Origin of the sequence: Acinetobacter sp. YH12151, from assembly GCF_013418355.1 — a bacterium.
GTDB classification, from domain to species: Bacteria; Pseudomonadota; Gammaproteobacteria; order Pseudomonadales; family Moraxellaceae; genus Acinetobacter; species Acinetobacter pseudolwoffii.
Map to the genome: position 1 here is coordinate 51436 of NZ_VPCG01000003.1, position 18039 is coordinate 69474.

Consider the following 18039-nt stretch of genomic DNA (forward strand, 5'->3'; position numbering starts at 1 on the left):
GTTGCCTGTAAGTTTTCTACGCTCGGTCATCTTATTTCCTAGGTAATAAAAAAGCCCCAGAAGGGGCTTTTTCACACAGCAAATACTTAGACGTTAAAACGGAAATGTAAAACGTCGCCATCCTGAACGATATAGGTTTTACCTTCTAGACGCCATTTACCGGCTTCTTTTGCACCCGCTTCGCCGTTGTACTGCACGAAATCATCATAAGCAATACATTCTGCGCGGATAAAGCCTTTTTCAAAGTCGGTATGAATTACACCAGCGGCTTGCGGTGCAGTTGCACCAACTTTCACAGTCCAGGCACGAACTTCCTGTACACCTGCGGTGAAGTAAGTTTGTAAGCCAAGTAGTGAATAACCTGCACGAATCACCACGTTTAAACCAGGTTCTTCCATGCCCATCGCTTCCAGGAATTCAGCACGGTCTTCATCTTCAAGCAATGAAATTTCCGCTTCAATCTGGTTGCAAAGAGGTACGACAATTGCATTTTCTTCAGCAGCCAATTTTCTCACTGCATCCAAATGCGGGTTATTTTCAAAACCGTCTTCAGCAACGTTGGCAATATACATGGTTGGTTTAAGCGTCATTAAGCCAAAGCCACGTACCAGTTTACGTTCGTCATCATCCAGATCCGCTGCGCGAGCCGGTTTGCCTTCATCGAGTAAAGGCTGGATTTTTTCTAATACTGCTTTAGTAGCAATTGCTTCTTTGTCACCACCTTTGGCAGATTTAGTCAAACGGGTAATCGCTTTCGCCACCGCGTCGAGATCTGCAAGCGCGAGTTCTGTATTAATCGTGGCGATATCATCCAGTGGATCAATACGACCATTCACATGAATGACGTTTTCATCTTCAAAACAACGTACCACGTGAGCGATTGCATCAGTTTCGCGGATGTTGGCCAGAAACTGGTTACCTAAGCCTTCACCTTTAGAAGCACCAGCGACCAGACCTGCGATGTCCACAAATTCCATAGACGTTGGAATCACGCGCTGCGGTTTAACAATTGCTGTCAATTTGTCTAAACGTGGGTCAGGAACAGGCACGATGCCGGTATTTGGTTCAATGGTACAGAACGGGAAGTTTTCTGCAGCAATAGCAGCTTTGGTTAAAGCATTGAAAAGTGTAGATTTGCCAACGTTCGGCAAGCCGACAATACCGCAATTAAAACCCATGAAATAACTCACAAAAGCGTTATATAAAAATTGCCCCCGATTTTACATGAAAGCACGGCTAAAGTCAGGTCATGCACTTGTGGTTTATTGCAATCAAATGCTTCTTATAACTTAAAAGCTCCGCTGAGCTTTCCCGGATTTGTTGTGAGTCCGCCGAATATAGAGGAATAATCAGCCAGTATTGTACTTTTGGATAAAAATCACATTGTTTTTCTAAAAGTGAGTGACTAAAGTATCTGAATAAAACAGCGGCCTATACGCCCTGATCCAATAACGATAAACATGGAGCATGCATGCGAACTTTATACCAGTTTCCTTTATCTCACTTTTGCGAAAAAGCACGTTGGATGCTGGACCATAAAGAGCTGTACTATGTTGCTCACAACCTGATTCCCGGCGTACATCGGGCTTTTGCCCGACTGAAAACAGGACAGAATCGTCTGCCTATTTTGCGCGATCAGGACAAATGGATTGCAGATTCAACCCAGATTGCGCTTTATCTGGATGATACTTATCCAGAACATCGTTTATTGTATGCTGAAGGACATTTTCGAAATAAAGCCTTAGAAATTAATGAAATTACTCTGGAGCTGGGTCGTCATGTCCGCCGCTGGATGTTATCTCAAGCGCTGACTTACGATCATGAATCTCTCGATATTTTAATTGGTGAGCAGGGCTATTTGCGCCAGTTTGAAAAATTTTCTAAACCTTTATTAAAAGCGATGGTCGCCAAAGGTTATGCATTGAATGAGGAAACTGTGGCGGAATCCAAACAGCATATTGATGTCACTGTACAGCAACTCAATCAGATGCTGGTTAGTCAAGGTGGATATTATTTTGTCGGAAATCGTTTAGGTCTGGCGGATATTGCTGTCTGCTCTATGCTTGCTCCATTATTGGCGATTCCGGGGACGCCGTGGGAAAAAGAAAATTTTGAAACCTTGTCCGAAGAATATCGTGATTATCAGCAACATTTAAATGCGTTGCCTTTGGGTGAATATATTTGTCGTATTTACCGAACCGAGCGTAATGCACGGGTAGACTGGCGTGGTGTATAAGCTTCAAGGCAAATCCTAAAATTAAAAACGCGCATTAAGCGCGTTTTTAATGAGATGATGACTAACCCCAAGGATTAGTCTGGTCGATATCAATATTTTTAGTAAAATTATTGAGAAGTGAACCAAAATCAAAGCTGGATGAACCACCACCACTGCCAATATTCTGAATCGTATCTTGAGTGTCAGGCAGAATAGCAGACAAGTCAATATTGGAATCTGTGGCACCCACATCTTGGACCAGATCACCTAGATCAGGTAATTCAATCGAAGAGCTATTATCAATCAATTGCCCAATGCCTCCGGCACTGCTACCTAGATCAAACCCGTTTGAAGCAGAGGAAATTCCTTCGATCAGAGTACCCAGATCCAGATCACTATCTAGATTGAGATTACCCAATAATCCTCCTAAATCTATGCCATTTGAGCCATTCGCGATCAGGCCGCTGAGTAAATCGGTAAAGCCATCGAGATCAAAATCCCCCGCTGCATTCTCACCGACAAAACCGCTAATTAAATCTGTGATAGCACCGATATCAAAATCATTGCCTGTATTGCCGCCGATTAAACCGCCGATCAGATCTGCAATTGCAGCAATGTCGATGTTGCTTGAACCACCGATGAGACCACTCACCAGTTGGGCAATTTGTGCAATATCAATCTCGCCATTACCGCCGATGAGGTTACTGACCAGATCTGCAATCGCAGCAATGTCAATATTACCTAAACCACCAGAACCGCCGATCAGGCCGCTGACCAGCTGAGCGATTTGTGCAATATCAATCTCGCCATTACCGCCGATGAGACCGCCGACGAGTTTGGAAAGAGCACCAATATCCAGATTGCTGCTATTGTTCGCCATTAGGCCATTCAACAAGTTGGTGATCTGGCCAATATTAAAACTGCCTCCATTGGATTGGGTTAAGCTGCTGATCAGACTCTGAATATCTAACTTCGAAGCATTTGAACCAGACAACTGAATTAATAAATTGCTCATATTTGCGCTGTTCAGACTATGTCCAGAGAGAAGGCTGTTTAATAATGAGCTCACGGAAGGTTGTGAATTAGAGCCGTTTAGACTGCCAATGAGATTGCTAAGCGTACCTGAGGCTGTTCCAGCGAATAAGCCACCTAACAGGCTTTTAGTTTGTATTTCAGCCGTTAAGACAGGACTCACCTTGGTTTTAATCAAACTTAAAATTTTAGAAGCCATGAGCATTCCTTATTTAATATTTTTGAAAAATGCTATTTTTATTTTTAGTGCGGCTTTGTTTTAATCTGTTTCTATACACTTGTAAAAGATAAGTGGCTGAACTGTGCGGGTACTTGAAGATCTGGCTTATATTTTACTGGACTAATTAAACTTAAACTATTAAAAAATAAATAATTAATAGAAATTAACATTGGTCATTTTTTAGAATTATATGATTAACGGTTATCTGGTTCAGGATTGAAAGTTACTTTATAAAATGGCAGAAGATTTGGAAAATATTTTCAGAATATGAAAACTTTGTGAAAAATAAATAAATATTGTATAACAGGGAGAGTGCAATATTTTGCTATTTTTATTGATTATTAAGAAAGAGTATAAAAATGGAACTGGATCGTTTCGATAAACATATTCTAGAAATATTGACCCATGAGGATGTCAATCTGAATGAACTGTCAGAGCGGGTAAATTTATCTGTGAGTTCAGTCCATCGCCGGATCAAACACTTGATCGATCAAAATATTATCAGTGGCTTAAAGCGTGAAATTAATTATCAGAAATTAGGTTTCACGCTGCATGTACTGTTACAGGTGTCGCTAAGTAAACATGATAGTGATACTTTTGCTAAATTTCTGGAAGAACTGGAAAGTATTCCCGAAGTGATTAATGCCTTTTTGGTCACCGGCCAGTCTGCGGATTTTATTGTCGAAGTAGTGGCGCGAGATATGGAAAATTATAGTGAAATTTTACTCAAGCGTATCGGGAAAATTGAGCATGTGGTTGCACTGCATTCGAGCTTTGTCATTAAAGAATATAATGTCTTTAACTGTAGCGGATTACTCAATAAAGTTTGATCCTAGGCGAGAGTAGTAGACAACTATAAAAAACGCACCCAAGGGTGCGTTTTTAGTTTTGATCAAGCTTAAGCGTCTAATTGCGCCATCACTTCATCGGTAAACTCTACGTTGGTATATACGTTTTGAACATCATCTAAATCTTCAAACATATCGATCATTTTCAGAATCATTTTGGCTTGATCAACATCTGTAATTTCAGCTTTGGTTGAAGGGCTCATCACCACTTCAGCATTGTCAGACTTAAGACCTGCTGCAGTGAGCGCATCCTGTACATCACCAAAGCTTTCAGGCGTGGTAATTACCAGAATTTCATCTTCAGCAATTTCAATATCTTCCGCGCCTGCTTCCAAAGCTACTTCCATGATTTGATCTTCTAAAGAAACATCTTCAAAAGTGATCTCGCCACGTTTGGTAAACAGATAAGCCACTGAACCGGCAGTACCTAAGTTACCATTGGTTTTTGAGAAGCAATGGCGAACATCAGGAACAGTACGATTCAGGTTGTCTGTCATGGTCTCTACCAGAACAGCAACACCCCCTACACCATAACCTTCATAGGTCACTTCTTTCAGGTCGTCGTTATCTTCGCCACCCGCACCACGTTGAATGGCACGGTTGATCACATCACGTGTCATATTTACAGATAATGCTTTTTCAACCACCGCACGCAGACGAGGGTTGCTACCTGCATCTGGACCACCGAGTTTTGCCGCAGTGGTTAATTCACGAATATATTTGGTAAAAAGCTTACCACGACTCGCATCTTGTTTTGCTTTACGATGCTTAATATTGGCCCACTTGGAATGACCCGCCATGCGAACTTTGCTCCTTGTAGATTGGCTGTATGCCTATCAGAATGCCGAAATTCTACCATAAGCTTTTTTTTAAAAAAAAGTGTCTGGATTTGAGATTTCAGGATAAAACAAAAAAATTGTATTAAATTGATAGAAAAGGGGAATGCTATAGTGCAGTTTTTGATTTTATTTTTCAAATTTATACAAATGCTTTAGGAGGACATGAACAGCAAAGGATCTGTTCATGTCGAGCACTGTTACTGAGCTTATTCCGGAATGACAATATCCAGATCCACTTTATCTTTATAGAGCTGTTTGATTAAGGCCAGATCTTGAGCCAGATCTGTTGGATAGATTTTGCCTAAAATGCCACCTTGTTTGGTTCTGGAATTGGCATATAGCAACACAATCGGCACATTGGCAGCTTTGGCAATATGCCAGAAGCCGGTACGGATCGGTTTACGTGCTTCACCTTGCTTGGCACGTGTCGCTTCTGGTGCAATCACCAGATTAAACTTTTCATTATTCTGAAAATGCTCCACCATCTGGGTCACGATATCTTTATTGGCCTTGCGGTCAACCGGAATACCGCCGACAGCTTTTAATAGCGGTTTGAAAGGTCCTTTAAATAGTTCTTTTTTGATCAAGGTATGAACTTTAAGATCATAAATCTGGAAGAGGGCAATCGACAGCACCGCATCCATCATTGAAGTATGTTCAAAGCCAATAATGACCTGTTTGTCTTCGAGTACATCTGGTTCGACATGATATTGCCAACCCGCAAGTTTAAATGCAGATTCGCCAATGAATTTATTTAGCATAAGCACAGATTAAGTAAAAGCCATATGTGGAGAATTGCATAATTTCTTCTTGTTCGGCCATTCAGTCAATAGGCTGGCAAATAAAACGTGTAAATAATGTAGAAATCTATAATTTCTTGATCTTTTTAAACTGAAATATTAAGAGCTAAAATGTATAAATAAAAAATTTTGATATTAAAAAAGTATTATTAGATATAAAAAAAGTCTTAAAATGGTGAAAAAATGACTATCCAGAGCAAGATTTAGTTATTAGACTTTTGTCGAAGAAGAGAAGGGGTATTAATCCTTTCTATTTTGTTGTTCTTTCTACTCTGAGATTGAAAACTATGACATACATTACAGCCTTTGTAGTCTCTTTATTGATTTTAGTGCTTATAATTGTATGGTCTTTCATCGAAATTAAGCAGGATTTGCGTAAAGAAAAGGAAATGAAGTCTCAATTCTAGTTTTTCTTTATTGTGCAGCTCATATCCTTTTCCATCATTTTTAATGTTTTATCAAATATTTTTTGATACTTTATAAATATACTGAGACGTCAAATCTATCAAATGTATGTCTTATTCTATGAGGTTGACGTCAATATTTCAGGCTAGGCTGCCTTAAATTGATCTGTATATACCCCATTTTTCTGCATGTCTTTAGACTGAAGTCTTAAAGAACTAGAATTTCTTTCGAATCAAGTCATGATGATTGCTGCCTAAGTGTTCAAGTGGTTATAAAAGTACTTGTCTTTCAAAAAAATCTTAGCTAGTATTCATGACGCTTGAACTTATTGATAAATAAAGTTTTCAGCATGTAGGGCCTATAGCTCAGTTGGTTAGAGCAGCGGACTCATAATCCGTTGGTCGACAGTTCAAGTCTGTCTGGGCCCACCATATAAAACAACCACTTACGTGTACTAATCGTAAGTGGTTTTTTTGTTTTTGGATTTTAGTAAGCACATGGTAAGCAAAATAAATCAACTTAAACCTGTCTTCTAATCTAGCATCTATCAATCAGCATGGGTAATTAATGACAATGTTTTGCAGTTGAGTAAGCTTAGTGTAACTTTAACTTTACTAATTTTGATTGGTAACGTGTGAATTCAAAGTTCCTCACTATTCTTTGTATAGAGGTTTTCAATAGATGTTAACTTTAATTGATATTTATGGAAATCATTTTTGAAATCATCAAAGTGGTTTTTTAGTACAGTATATCGTTGAGGATTGTTGTCATGGGCAATTTTAAGTATATGATATTGATTAATTTGTTTTAGATGAAAGTCTATATCAGCTCCCATTTCGATCAAACGTGAATTGGGTTCTAACTGAAAATGCAATTGTAATAGCTTGATTAAGTAGTATCCCGAGCAACCAATTAAATTTATAATTAATAAGCTGTATTCCATTAAAGCTAGGTAACTATATTCAAGATTCTGAATATGAAGCTTGAATTTACTTTGATAAGTCTTAAATAGCAAAAAACTATACAGATCTAAAACACAGTCAAATTCCTTCGCAAAATTAGCATCAAAGTTGATTACAACATCTTTAATATTTTTTGTTTGTATAGTTTTTTGAGTGAAACTATTTAGATTTTTATAAAAATTATATAAATCTTCTTCAGTAACGTAAGTTTTACTCAATATTTCCCAAATGGGATGGATAAAATAAATTATAGTGTTAGGAAGTTTATTTTCTACAATTTTTAATTTTGTTACTGGAGATACTTGTCCAGTGGAAAATTTTGTCCAAATTTTACTACCATTTTCATTAAAAAATTTATCTAGTTTATTTTTACTTGCTGAGCGTGAGTCTAACTCCGTTTGATGTGGACGAACATTATTTTGAATATTTTCTTTAAGAACACGTTCTGCAACCTGTTCATACCAAATAATAGTTTTCAATTTTGTAACAAATCCAGTTTTTGGACGCCCTGACATAAAATGTTCCACTGATAATCAAAAAGTATAATTTTTTGGGGGGTAAGAAAATATAGTAATTATAAGAACCTACTCAAACAAGTACTAATCAACTAAAAATTACTTAATTCAATTGCTATAGGACGCTTCATGATGAAGCAAGAAAGTTTATTAATTACAACAGCAGAGGCTGCAAAACTGCTAGGCATGCAACCACAAACACTTCGTCGTTGGGCTGTATATGAAAATGGTCCCATTACGCCCAAAAGGCATGGTCGTTTACTTCGTTGGAATCGTAATGAAATTTTACGTTTCGCTGGTGAAATTAAGTAGCTAAATCATTTCTTCCCCACCTCACATTTTAATTTAAAAACTGCTTCTAAATTAGAAGCAGTTCGAGGAGGGATTTTGTCGAATTTTTAGGTTTTTTAAAATGCAAAAAATGAAAACTCAGGCGGATACTCATGATTATGATGAGTACATGATTGATAAAAGTGTTGAAAAGTCTTTGTACTTAGATGTACAGCCATTTTTTATTCAGAAAAGTAATAGTGATATTGAAGGTCTGTATTATCCTACAGTTACTGACTTTAAATCACAATATATAAAAACTGCTTATGATACGAATTGTGTGCTAGTAAAATATAATATCGCTACGTCTCATCTATTTTATGAATTTAAAGAAAACTCATATTTAGATCATCAACATCCAAGTTTTGATTATGAAGGATTTTTGGCGGTAGATTTATATAGTAAGAATGGTCAACATTGTGGTGTTTTAGCTCTAGGTAGAGAAAAAGGAAATTATAAATCAACGCAGTTGATGCAATATATTATTGGTCAAAATGGTATTGCAGTATTCAATAAAAATTCAGCGAATGCAAAAGTAAATTACTGTACGAATCGAATTGATGTTGCTTTAAAAATTGCTCAATGCGGTGAGCGTGTTGCGTGTGCGGATGATATTTCTTTATGTGTAGAATTCTATTTAAATACAACAAATAATACACCTGTTGTGCTTGATAAACTCAGTAAAAACATTAATGCCTATAGCCTATTTGATGCCCACTTCATATCGCATGCAGAAAATAAACTAGCAATACAATTCTATTTGAATCAACTGTATGCAGAATTTATTAAGCAAAATGGTGTAGTGATAGAATATCCGCAACTTGAAAAGCTAGCAAATCGAGAAAAATCAAAGTTAACAACAAATGCAATTAATATTATCAATATGGAAAACATTCAAGTTCAGCCAATTCATTGGCTATGGGAGGGATGGTTGCCTCTGGGAAAAATGACAATTTTAGCTGGTGCTGGTGGTTGTGGGAAAACAAATCTCTCGCTCGCGCTGATTTCTACTATTACAAGAGGTGGGAATTTTCCAGATGGGGTACTGTGTGAAAACTCTGGAAAAGTCTTAATCTACTCAACCGAAGATGATTCTTCAGATACATTAAAGCCTCGATTAATAGCAAATGGAGCTAATGTTAGCAAAGTATCGTTTATTGCAGGACGTACTAATAAAGAAGGTAAATTAGAATCCTTTGACCCTGCCAAAGATTTTCCGAAAATTGAGCAGTACATAATAGAAAATCCTGACCTTAAACTTCTAATGATAGATCCAATCATTTCTGCGGTAAGTGGTGATATGAACAAGGCCAATGATGTGAGACGATCGTTACAGCCATTAGTTGATTTAGCCAGTCAATATGGTTTTGCCATACTAGGGATTACTCATTTTGCAAAAGGTAGCGCAAACAATAGTCCTGCTGACAGAATTCTAGGCTCCCAAGCGTTCAGTGCATTGGCACGAATGGCTTGGTGTGCTTCTCGAAGAGAGGCTGATGGTGATTATATTCTTGTACGTGCAAAAAGTAATATTTCGGTACTTGATGGTGGTATTTGTTATCAACTTGAGTCTGTGACTATTGCAGATAAAATTGAAACTACGAAAACTAATTGGTTAGGTAAAATTGACGGCTTTGCTAAGGAGTTGCTGAATAGTGCTGAACTTAATGTTGGTGATAATAATTCTGCGGTAGAAGTTGCTAAAGAGTTTTTGATTGAATTGTTAAGCGATGTTGAGAGATTGCCAGCAAAAGATGTTCACTTGCAGGCTAAAGAAGCTGGTCTGAGTCTATCATCTATACGGCGTGCACAAGAAAGGTTAAATATTAAACCTTTTAGGCCTTGTGGTGAAAAAGTATGGTTTTGGTCATTGCCCAAGATTCATAGATTAGATGAGCCGACACATTTCTAAAACTATATTGATCGATGCAATCAACATGAATAAGTTGATCTACATGGCACTAACTGTATGAAATTTATAAATATTCAACTTGCTCATGACAAATAAGCATGAGCAAGTTGATGAACAATATGAATTTATTTTAAATCATATAGTTATCTTCAACTTATTCATGTAGCTCAACTTGTACCATAATTCATTTGGTAATTTATTTTGTTTTTAAATTCGCAGTAGAGCTCATCATAGATTTCATTAAAACTAACGATTTCAAATTTGTTAAAACCATATATTTCAAAAAACTGATTATCTATAAAATAAGTTAGAGCTTGGTAAGTATTTAAATGATCAGCTACGTCTAGCTGACTACAAAATGTCGAATTGAATTGAAGCTGTAGCGCTGTAGTTTCAATAATCTTCGTTGCAATTATTTTAGAAATTTGACGTACATTCAGATTTTTAATTGCCGGATGGATAAAAATTGGGATATGGCTAGGTGAGTTGCTCATAATAGACTCCAAGCGAATTTACTTAAATCGTCTGTTATGAAAGAATGCAAAGGTAAAACGTCGAAATTTTACATCTTTCATTTCAGTGAGTTGGAATGGAAAGCATGAATACAGGATTGTCGAGATCTTGTATTCATGCACATACACTATTCTTCATATTAAATTTCCTCTTTTAATTTCTTTTGATGATGTCTTTTTGTCGAAATAGACAATAAAATACTGATAATATTTATATGAAAACTTGTCGATATAGTCAAGTTTTTGTTGTCGATTTATGGTGTTTTATGTTGATTGAGATGGATTCAGAGCTGTTTTGTGCACGGCTCAAAGAAATAAGAACACAAAGAAAAATGACACAGCAGGATATTGCTGAAAAAACAGGGATTCCATCAACTTCAATCTCACATATTGAAGCAGGCTCTCGTAAGCCATCTTTAGAAAATTTTTATAAGTTGGTGGTGGTGCTGAATGTCTCAAGTGATTACTTGCTTGGGCGTACCGACCAATATTCAGATCTAGGCATTGACCCAATTGCTAAATCTATTCAAGCCTTACCAGAGTCTGAAAGAGAGATGATTCAGAAATTCATCTTGTCTTTGCAAAAGGCATAACTGGAAAAATGCTCAAAGAAAATGAGCAGATCAGATATATAAATTAATTTGGAAAAATTATGAACATTAATGAGTTAAAACAGTTAGAAGATCAACTTTGGTCAGCTGCAGATAGTCTGCGTGCAAATACAGATTTAAAACCGAATGAGTATTCAACGCCTGTTCTTGGTCTAATTTTCTTAAAGTTCGCAGATAACAAATACGGTGCTGCTGAAGAAGCGATTTTAAAAGAGTTTAATGAACTTAAAGGGACACGCCGTGAAAAGACTCTGGCTGAAATTGCGATTAAACATTGTGGTTTCTATTTGCCGGATAATGCCCGTTATAACTACTTACTCGAACTTCCAGAAAGTGAAGATTTAGCATCAAAAATTAAAGAAGCGATGCAGGCAATTGAAGATCATCAAGGTCAAGAAGATTTTAAAGATGTTTTGCCTAAAAATGATTATCAGGCATTTAACCGTTTACCTCAAAGTAAACAGGCGTTAAAAGGTTTAGTCCGTAGTTTTTCAAATATTCCTTCTGATGCTTCAGGTGATGTATTCGGTAAAATTTACGAATACTTCCTCGGTAAATTCGCCTTGTCTGAAGGTCAAAAAGGTGGTGAATTCTTTACACCAACTTCAGTTGTTCGATTGATGGTTGAAATGATCGAACCGTATAACGGCTCTGTATATGATCCAGCCTGTGGTTCGGGTGGTATGTTTGTTCAGTCTTTACAGTTTGTAGATCGCCGTAAAGAGATTAGTAAAAAGTTAGGTGAAGCTGAGACAAACAATAGCTTATTTGTATACGGTCAAGAAAAGACGCTTGATACTGGCAAACTTGCCAAAATGAACTTGTTCGTAAATGGCCTTAAAGGTGATATTCGCCAAGCAAACTCTTATGCAGAAGATCCATTTAAGGGCTTTGAAAAGTTTGACTACATCATGGCAAACCCACCATTTAATGTGGATGATGTAGCACTTGCGACAGTTGAAAACGATCCTCGTTTTAATAGCTATGGTTTACCACGTAACAAAACCAAAACTAAAAAAGCAGATGATAATGCCAAGGCTGAAACAGTGCCTAATGCCAATTACCTTTGGATTAATTTATTTGCCACGTCTTTGAAGAATGCAGAGCAAGCGAAGCTATCTAATAGTGGTCGTGCAGCGTTAGTGATGCCTAACTCTGCTTCAGATGCACGTAATTCAGAAGCTGATATACGTCAGACATTGATCGAGAATAATTTGATTTATGGCATGCTGACTTTGCCTTCAAATATGTTCTATACCGTAACGTTACCTGCAACCTTATGGTTCTTCGATAAAAATAAAAAAGACGACAAGATTTTGTTTATTGATGCTCGAAATATCTTTAGACAGATTGACCGTGCCCATCGTGATTTTACCGATGAACAGATTCTGAATATTGCCATGATTAGTAAGCTACATAAGGGGCGTAATCATGAATATATTAGTTTGGTGGATGATTACTTTAGACAAGGTATGGCGAAGCTTGAAGCTACTGTTCCCCATGTTGAGCCTAGCTTTAAGAGGCTCAAAGATGCTTTAAAAGATGATGTAGCGATTGTTCAAAGTGTTGATACGCTAAATACACATTGGCATGCACTTAAACCACTTAAAGAAAGTTTTGATGCTTATGTGAAAGACTTCCCTCAAGTGGTCACAAAAGATTTAGTGGTCCAACTGAATGAAGCTCAAAAAACATTAAGAGCAAGTTTTACGCCGTTTTTTAAAGCCATTGCTGATGAAGCCAAAGTTTTAGATAAAGCGATTCGTGAAAAAGAGAAAGTACACAATGAGTTAGTGAAACAGACTCGTGCTGAAATTGTTGAAGCTAAGGAAAATGACAATAAAGATCTGTTTAAAGTGAAGGATACGAAGCTTAAAGCTTTAAATGCTTTATCAGCAGATATTAAAGAAGTGAAAGCTTTACTTGCGGATATTAAAGCTGACCGTGGTGAAGCTGAGTATTTCTTTAATCATATTTCATGGTTACAAGAGCGTTTCCCAGACGCTGAATATGAAGATGTGACGGGTCTTTGTAAGCTAGCAACGCCTGATGAAGTAAAAGAGCAGGATTACTCTTTAAATGCAGGGCGTTATGTAGGTGTGGTGATTGAAGAAGATGGTTTAAGCGAAGATGAATTTCTTAGCCAACTTGATGAGCTTAATACTGAATTCAAAAATCTGACAGAAGAAGCTAAATCTATTGAGCAAGTTATTTTTAATAATTTGAATGTGATTTTGGGAGCTTGATAGATGTTTATTGAGAAAACATTAGGTCAGTTGTGTGAGTTAGGCAAGGGAAAGATTCAAACTGGTCCTTTTGGTTCACAGCTACATCAGGCTGATTACTCTGAAGAAGGTACACCTGTTGTTATGCCAGCAGACATCATTGATGGGAAAATTAGTGAAGCCAAAATTGCTCGTGTGTCTGAAGATCATGTAATGAGATTAGAACGTCATCAATTGGCTATCGGTGATATTGTTTATGGTCGTCGAGGTGATATTGGACGCCAAGCTTTAATTACCTCAAAAGAAGAAGGTTGGTTATGTGGAACAGGTTGTTTAAGGGTAACTGTTGGGAAAAAATCACCTATTGACCCAGAATATTTACATCTATATTTAAAAATGCCTGATGTTATTTCATATATTCAAAATCAGGCAATTGGCGCAACCATGCCAAATCTAAATACAGAAATTTTAAAAAGAATTCCTATTAGATATCCTGAAAAAATAGCTGATCAGAAAAAAGTGATTGCTGTTTTAAAGGCATATTTTGATCTCATCGAAAACAATAAAAAGCGTATCCAAATTTTAGAAAATATGGCTGAAGAGCTATATAAAGAATGGTTTGTACGTTTTCGTTTTCCAAATTGGGAAAATACAGAGTTTGAAAAAGGTCTCCCAGTAGGTTGGAAAAATGTAAGGTTTGATTCGTTCTGTAAATTCAAAAAAGGAAAAAATCCTGAAGAAATACTAAATTCACCTGATGATGCTGTGATGTACATCAATATGGAATCATTAACGGGTGAAGGAACAAGTTATGCAAGAAAGCAAAAAAATAGCGTTGAATGTAGTATTGGTGATTTATTAATGCTTATGGACGGCTCAAGATCTGGATTAGTATTTAGGGCCAATAATATGGGTATAGTTGGTTCAACACTATCAATCATTGAAGTGAATAATAAGTTCAAAAACTATGTTTTTGAGTACTTAAAAGCTATGAAAACTTCAATTGTATCGAATAACACAGGATCAGCTATTCCTCATGCAAATAAGGATTATATTAATCGTATGCTAGTTTGCATTCCTGATAATTTAATTATTTCAAAGTTCAATGAAATTTATGACAGTCAATACTTGCTAATTAAAAACTTACAGCAACAAATCAAGTGGCTTGAACAAACTAAAACGGCATTATTGCCTCGGTTAATTTCAGGAAAATTATCAGTGGAAAACTTAGATATTCAGTTTCCACCATCAATGCAAGAACAGTAAGTTATAAAAAATAGACATATTTAGAGGGATATAGGGGATAAATTGTGGCAAAAGTAACACGTAACTTCATCAGTGAAGATGACATTGAACAAGAAGCCATCAAGATTTTAAGCACAGAATTTGATTATCAGCATCTCAATTGCTATACCACAGATTCAAGTGACTTAAATGATGGTTCAGGTCGTACAGACAAAAAAGATGTCATCTTAAAAGATCGTGTGATTGCTAAATGCGTGCAATTGAATCCTCAAGTCCCTTTAGATGTTATTGAAACAGCTGTCTCTAGATTGATGGATCGCCGTGGTTCAATGTCGGCAATTAAAGCCAATATGGAACTATATACAGCGATTCGTGATGGTGCATCCATTACTTACGAAGATGCCAACGGCGAGAAATATGAAAATGTCCCATTAAAACTGATTGATTTTGAAAACCCTGAAAATAACGATTTTTTGGTGGTGTCTCAGTTATGGATTCAATCGACAGGACGCACGCCACATTGTGCTTATCGCCGTCCTGATCTCATTCTCTATGTCAATGGTTTACCACTGGTATTTATTGAGCTGAAAAACTCTAATGTAAAGCTTAAGAATGCCTTTGATGACAATTTAAAAAATTATAAAAATGATATCCCACAACTATTCTTAACCAATGCTTTTTGTGTCCTATCCAATGCCACAGATACCAAGCTCGGAAGTTTTACCGCCGAGTGGGAGCATTTCTTTAATTGGTTACGTGTAGACCATGAAAAAGAAAAGGTCAATAAAGAAGAAATTGAGGAACAAGGCACAAGTATTGAGTACTTGTTACGTGGTCTTTGCCGTCCTGAAAGATTATTAGACTATATTGAAAACTTTATCTTATTCCAAAATGAAAAACATAAAATTATCGCTCAGAACCATCAATTCTTAGGGGTGAATCATGCCTTTAAAAACTTCCTGAAGCGTGATGAGCTACAAGGTCGTCTGGGTGTGTTTTGGCATACTCAAGGCTCTGGTAAAAGTTTCTCGATGATTTTCTATGTCAGAAAAATTTTTCGTAAAGTCACAGGTAATTTTAGCTTTGTGGTGATTACGGATCGTGAAGACTTGGATTCACAGATTTATAAAAACTTTATACAGACCAAAGCTGTTTTAGAAGATGAAGCAGCACAACCGAAAAACAGTACCCATCTTCGAACCTTACTCAGCCAAAATACTAAAATTGTATTTACCCTAATTCAAAAGTTCAGATACGAGAAAGGTCAAGATTATCCACAGCTATTCAATCCTGCTGAGCGGGAAGTGATTGTCATTGTCGATGAAGCGCATCGTACACAATATGAATCCCTTGCTGAAAATATGCGTAAAGGTTTAGACGGCGCACATTTCCTAGCTTTTACGGGTACACCGATCCTTAAACAGAAAAAAACCAAGCAATGGTTTGGTGAATATGTTTCGGAATATACCTTCCAACAAGCCATTGAAGATAAAGCAACATTACCGCTTTTCTATGAAAAGCGCGTACCTGAGGTGTTATTGCAAAATGACGATCTCAACGAAGAGCTTGCTGAAATTTTAGAAGATGAAGAGTTAAACGAAGCACAAAAAGAAAAGCTTGAGCGGAAATATTCAACGGAACTTGAAGTCATTAAACGAGATGACCGTTTAGATCGTATTGCTCAAGATATTGTCTACCATTTCCCACGCCGTGGTTATTTAGGTAAAGGCATGATGGTTGCCGTAGATCAATTTACGGCTGTACGCATGTATGACAAGGTTTCAAAACTTTGGAAAGAAGAGCTGAAGCATTTACAAACACGTATTCATAATTCTAAAAATGATGTTGAAAAATTCCGTTTAAAGCAACGCCAAAAGTATATGAGCACGGTGCAAATGGCGGTGGTCATTAGTGATCCGAGTGCAGAAAAAGAACGCTTTGATAAACAAGGTCTAGATATTCAGACACATATTGACCGCCTGAATAAAGTTGATACGAATGGGGCTGATATTGAGGATAACTTTAAAGACCCAGCGCATCCGCTACAACTTGTTTTCGTCTGTGCAATGTGGTTGACAGGTTTTGATGCGCCCACGGTATCTACGCTGTACTTAGACAAGCCAATGAAAGGTCATACCTTGATGCAAACCATTGCTCGTGCCAACCGAGTAACGTCATATCGTATTCAGAATACCGACGGCGAGCTTGTAGAGAAAAGAAATGGTGAAGTTATTGATTACTACAACGTATTTAGGAATCTAAAAACAGCTTTAAAAGATTACGGCCAAGGCACTGGTGAAGATGGAGAAATAGATGCGCCCGTCCAGGATAAAACCGTACTTTTCGATATGCTGGATGAAGCGATTACGAAGACCCTAGAATATTGTGAGTCTAAGGATATTGATCTAAACAAAATCTTAGAAACTCGTAATGAGAATGGCGGTACGTTTAAAGAGAATACTTTATTTGGTGAATATGCCGATCGGTTACTAGAAAAAGATGAATATCGAAAAACATTCAATGTTCACTTTAATACCGTTGCTGCCTTATATGAGGCATGTAAGCCTAATATCTTAGCTAAGCCTCGCCCGATAGTATCTGTAATTCAATTTTTACATGGATTTATTGAAGCCACCATTGAACAGCAAGATCTTGAAACAACAGGTGTAGCAATTGTGGATCTCTTAGATCGAAGTGTGATTATAGATGCAGATACAGCGAAGTCGGTTAAGGATTTCAAGCAAAGCTATAGTTTGATCCATGGTCAAAAATGGGATTTAAGCACAGTTGATTTTGACAAACTGAAAGAACAGTTTAAAGAAACCAAGCACAAGAACATTGCTATTGCGGATATGCGAGCTTTTCTTGAAAAGAAAATCATTCAAATGCTGAAGCAAAATGGTGGACGTATTAATTTTGCCGAGCGCTATCAGCAAATGATTGATCGTTATAACTCTGGTGCTACGGCGACTGAACAACTGTTTGAAGAAATTCAAAAGTTCACAAAAGGGTTGCAGGAAGAAGACCAACGTCATATCAGAGAAGGTTTAACTGAAGATGAGTTAGAAATCTATGACCTACTCTTAAAAGACAAACTCACAAAAGATGAGCAACAGCAGGTCAAGTTAGCAGCGAAAGACTTGATCACATCACTTATCAATACAACACCAAAAGTTTTGGTTCAAGACTGGTGGAAAGATGGGCAGACCCAAGCATTAGTGAAAGATGAAATTGAAAAAGTATTGGATAAAGACCTGCCTGTAAGTTATGACGTGACACAATTTCAGGAAAAAGTTTCAACAGTTTTTGAGCTGGTTAAAACTTTAGCTATGAATGATGATAAATGGGTGAGTTAAAAGGACTTATAA

General features: G+C 37.0%; 14 protein-coding genes and 1 tRNA gene. 9 read left to right on the forward strand and 6 right to left on the reverse strand.

The window, feature by feature from the left end; genetic code table 11:
• Positions 1 to 86: 86 nt before the first annotated feature.
• Positions 87 to 1178 carry a redox-regulated ATPase YchF gene (ychF, locus tag FTU82_RS02065; RefSeq protein WP_005097395.1) on the reverse strand — a complete coding sequence of 364 codons (1092 nt, stop codon included), beginning with the start codon at positions 1176 to 1178 and terminating at the stop codon, positions 87 to 89.
• A gap of 293 nt (positions 1179 to 1471) precedes the next feature.
• Between ychF and FTU82_RS02070 the strand changes: the two genes are divergently transcribed.
• Positions 1472 to 2236: a glutathione S-transferase family protein gene (locus FTU82_RS02070; RefSeq protein ID WP_074383279.1), complete on the forward strand. Its 765-nt coding sequence runs from the start codon at positions 1472 to 1474 to the stop codon at positions 2234 to 2236.
• A gap of 61 nt (positions 2237 to 2297) precedes the next feature.
• Here the strand turns inward: FTU82_RS02070 and FTU82_RS02075 are convergent, their stop codons facing one another.
• Positions 2298 to 3446 (reverse strand): hypothetical protein, encoded by a 1149-nt coding sequence (locus FTU82_RS02075; protein WP_180085463.1) that lies wholly within the window; start codon positions 3444 to 3446, stop codon positions 2298 to 2300.
• Between the two features lie 380 nt (positions 3447 to 3826).
• On the opposite strand from FTU82_RS02075, the gene FTU82_RS02080 reads away from it, so the two are divergent.
• On the forward strand, positions 3827 to 4297 hold the full coding sequence (locus tag FTU82_RS02080; RefSeq protein ID WP_100329904.1) for an Lrp/AsnC family transcriptional regulator: 471 nt from the start codon (positions 3827 to 3829) through the stop codon (positions 4295 to 4297).
• A 68-nt stretch (positions 4298 to 4365) separates the two neighbouring features.
• Here FTU82_RS02080 and FTU82_RS02085 read toward each other — a convergent pair whose 3' ends face one another.
• Positions 4366 to 5115, reverse strand: coding sequence for a YebC/PmpR family DNA-binding transcriptional regulator (locus FTU82_RS02085; RefSeq protein ID WP_005097391.1), 750 nt, complete (start codon positions 5113 to 5115; stop codon positions 4366 to 4368).
• Between the two features lie 245 nt (positions 5116 to 5360).
• A complete protein-coding gene (locus tag FTU82_RS02090) occupies positions 5361 to 5915 on the reverse strand; it encodes a 1-acyl-sn-glycerol-3-phosphate acyltransferase (protein WP_005097390.1) in 555 nt (184 codons plus the stop codon).
• Positions 5916 to 6713: 798 nt separating this feature from the next.
• Here FTU82_RS02090 and FTU82_RS02095 point away from each other — a divergent pair.
• A tRNA-Ile gene (locus tag FTU82_RS02095) sits at positions 6714 to 6790 on the forward strand.
• Between the two features lie 209 nt (positions 6791 to 6999).
• Here the strand turns inward: FTU82_RS02095 and FTU82_RS02100 are convergent.
• A complete protein-coding gene (locus FTU82_RS02100; protein ID WP_180001272.1) occupies positions 7000 to 7836 on the reverse strand; it encodes a hypothetical protein in 837 nt (278 codons plus the stop codon).
• A gap of 132 nt (positions 7837 to 7968) precedes the next feature.
• On the opposite strand from FTU82_RS02100, the gene FTU82_RS02105 reads away from it, so the two are divergent.
• Together FTU82_RS02105 and FTU82_RS02110 are read left to right on the forward strand one after the other, a co-directional pair.
• A complete protein-coding gene (locus FTU82_RS02105; protein WP_180100992.1) occupies positions 7969 to 8148 on the forward strand; it encodes a helix-turn-helix domain-containing protein in 180 nt (59 codons plus the stop codon).
• A 100-nt stretch (positions 8149 to 8248) separates the two neighbouring features.
• Positions 8249 to 10078 (forward strand): AAA family ATPase, encoded by a 1830-nt coding sequence (locus FTU82_RS02110; RefSeq protein WP_180100984.1) that lies wholly within the window; start codon positions 8249 to 8251, stop codon positions 10076 to 10078.
• Between the two features lie 167 nt (positions 10079 to 10245).
• Here FTU82_RS02110 and FTU82_RS02115 read toward each other — a convergent pair whose 3' ends face one another.
• Positions 10246 to 10572: a hypothetical protein gene (locus tag FTU82_RS02115; RefSeq protein WP_180100985.1), complete on the reverse strand. Its 327-nt coding sequence runs from the start codon at positions 10570 to 10572 to the stop codon at positions 10246 to 10248.
• Positions 10573 to 10856: 284 nt separating this feature from the next.
• On the opposite strand from FTU82_RS02115, the gene FTU82_RS02120 reads away from it, so the two are divergent.
• The 4 genes from FTU82_RS02120 to FTU82_RS16370 are packed head-to-tail and all read left to right on the forward strand — an operon-like array spanning position 10857 to position 18027.
• Complete coding sequence (locus FTU82_RS02120; protein WP_180100986.1) at positions 10857 to 11183, forward strand: helix-turn-helix domain-containing protein; 327 nt, start codon at positions 10857 to 10859, stop codon at positions 11181 to 11183.
• A gap of 59 nt (positions 11184 to 11242) precedes the next feature.
• On the forward strand, positions 11243 to 13447 hold the full coding sequence (locus FTU82_RS02125) for a class I SAM-dependent DNA methyltransferase (RefSeq protein ID WP_180100987.1): 2205 nt from the start codon (positions 11243 to 11245) through the stop codon (positions 13445 to 13447).
• Positions 13448 to 13450: 3 nt separating this feature from the next.
• Positions 13451 to 14692, forward strand: coding sequence for a restriction endonuclease subunit S (locus FTU82_RS02130; protein WP_180040845.1), 1242 nt, complete (start codon positions 13451 to 13453; stop codon positions 14690 to 14692).
• A gap of 44 nt (positions 14693 to 14736) precedes the next feature.
• Complete coding sequence (locus FTU82_RS16370; protein WP_180100988.1) at positions 14737 to 18027, forward strand: type I restriction endonuclease subunit R; 3291 nt, start codon at positions 14737 to 14739, stop codon at positions 18025 to 18027.
• The last annotated feature ends 12 nt before the right edge of the window (positions 18028 to 18039 follow it).